Source organism: Mesorhizobium sp. M7A.F.Ca.CA.001.08.2.1, assembly GCF_003998455.1.
Lineage (GTDB): Bacteria > Pseudomonadota > Alphaproteobacteria > Rhizobiales > Rhizobiaceae > Mesorhizobium > Mesorhizobium ciceri.
Map to the genome: position 1 here is coordinate 1 of NZ_RZPW01000936.1, position 2,099 is coordinate 2,099.

3 protein-coding genes are annotated in these 2,099 nt (G+C 66.0%); 1 reads left to right on the forward strand and 2 read right to left on the reverse strand.

All coding sequences use genetic code 11. The annotated features are described in order from the left end of the window. A partial coding sequence (locus EN914_RS33150) for an amidase family protein (RefSeq protein ID WP_245497904.1) occupies positions 1-795 on the reverse strand: 795 nt, incomplete at its 3' end. A 119-nt stretch (positions 796-914) separates the two neighbouring features. On the opposite strand from EN914_RS33150, the gene EN914_RS33155 reads away from it, so the two are divergent. Continuing rightward, positions 915-1,262 (forward strand): GFA family protein, encoded by a 348-nt coding sequence (locus EN914_RS33155; RefSeq protein ID WP_024504436.1) that lies wholly within the window; start codon positions 915-917, stop codon positions 1,260-1,262. 96 nt (positions 1,263-1,358) lie between these two features. Here EN914_RS33155 and EN914_RS33160 read toward each other — a convergent pair. After that, positions 1,359-2,099 (reverse strand): MFS transporter (locus EN914_RS33160; RefSeq protein WP_164779101.1); only part of this gene is annotated, 741 nt, incomplete at its 5' end.

Below are 2,099 nucleotides of genomic sequence, written 5' to 3' on the forward strand. Positions count from 1 at the left end.
GGCATTCCGCGCGCCCGTCTGCTCGATCTTGCCAAGGCAGCGGTCGAACGCGGTCGCCACCTCGTCTTCCGTCTCTTCGAAAAGGACGCCGCGCGGAATGCCTATGCGAAGCCCTGCCAGGGCAATCGGCGTCAGCGCGGCCGGCACCTCACCGGCCATCACGGCGTCGGCGGCGGCACACTGAGCGACAGTTCGGGCAAGCGGACCGATCGAGTCCAGCGTGGCCGACAGTGGGAACGCACCGGCGAGCGGCACGCGCCGCGCCGTCGGCTTGAAGCCGACGACACCGTTGAGTGAAGCCGGAATGCGTATCGAACCGCCGGTGTCGGAACCGATCGATATTTCGCTCGTGCGCTCGCCGACGGAAACGCCGGCGCCTGAGGAAGAACCACCCGGAATGCGATTGGTGTCCACAGCATTGCCGGGCGTGCCGAAATGCTGGTTGTCGCCGATCGCGGTGAAGGCGAATTCGGTCATGTTGGTCTTGCCGATGATAACCGCGCCGGCCTGCCGCAGCCGGCTGACGATCGCGGCATCGCGCAGCGGAGGTGCTGCGGTCTTGAGCATCAGCGAGCCGGCCGTGGTTGGCTCGCCGGCGACATCGAACAAATCCTTGATCGAGACGATGGTGCCGTCGAGCGGCCCGAGCGTCACGCCGGCTTGGCTGCGCGCATCGCTGGCATCGGCCGCGGCCCTCGCGGCTTCGGCATAGAGCTTCGTGAACACACGCTCTTCGCCGGCACGGGCGGCGAGGCGCGCAAGGATGATTTCCAGATGATCACGGACGGATTGCATTTTCGGTGTCGGACTCCGGACGCCTTGAACGTCTTAAGGGATAGCGGCCAGTGCCTGGCTTGCCGAGACTTAACCCGGCGCAGGCGGTTTTGCACCCTGTCGAATGCGAGGAAAATCCGATGCTCTACAAAGGCAGCTGCCACTGCGGCACGGTCGCCTTCGAATTCAAAGCCGAACTGACCAGTGCCATCAGGTGCAATTGCTCGATCTGCTCGCGCAAGGGCGCCCTGTTGTGTGCCATCCCGCACGGGACCTTGCGGGTCCTGGCCTGGGCCGACGATTTGGGCACCTACACATTCGGCAATCATGCCATCGCGCACCGGTTCTGCCGGGCCTGCGGCATCCATCCCTTTGCGGAGGATGTCCGCGAGGGCCGTGAGCGCAGCGCCTACATCAACATCAACTGGGTTGCCGATCTCGACCCCTCGACTCTGTCGGTCTTCGATTTCGACGGGCGGTCGGCCTGAGTTCGTTCGTTGCTGCCGTCACAACGGCGTCGACCGAAAACCGTGATGGTTCTCGGGCCGACGCGCAGGTGTCAGGGAAGCCTGATTGCGGCGAGGCTACTCGGTCTGCTTCGGGCCGCGCAGGAACACCACGCTGGCCGCCAGCAATGTCGCCGCGCCGCAATAGGCGAAGGCACTGGCGACGCCGGTGTGGTCGACCAGCAGGCCGCCGAAGACGGCGCCGAGCGCGATCGCCACCTGGAACGTCGCCACCATCAGTCCGCCGGCGCTTTCTGCCTGGTCGGGTGCTGCCCGCACCAGCCAGCTCTGCAGCCCGACCGGAACCGCGCCGAAAGCAAAGCCCCAGACCGCAACGGCGGCAGCGGCGATCGTCGGCGAAGCTCCGAAAACCAGCATCGAGGCGGCGGCCGGTGCGATCAGCAAGGGCGCCAGCCCAACGGCTGCCTTGAGGCTGCGCTCGGCCAGGATGCCGCCGGCGACATTGCCGAAGAAGCCGCCAATGCCATAGGCCAGCAGCACCAGCGAGATCGTCTCGATGTCGAGCACGGGGACCTTCTCGAGGAAGGGACGGACATAGGTGAAGCCGGCAAAGTGTCCCGAAGCGACCAGCAGCGCCACCCTGATCGACGGACGCTTCAGCACGTCGAGCAAGGTGCGGAAGCTTGCCACACCCACGGGGGGCAATTTCGGAATGGTGGCCAGCTGCACCAGCAGCGCCAGGGCGGCGACCACGGTCGCAATCATGAAGGCCGTGCGCCAGCCCCAGATGTCACCGACATAGGCGCCGACCGGCGCCGCACAGACGGTCGCCAGCGAAACGCCGGTCAGGATGATCGA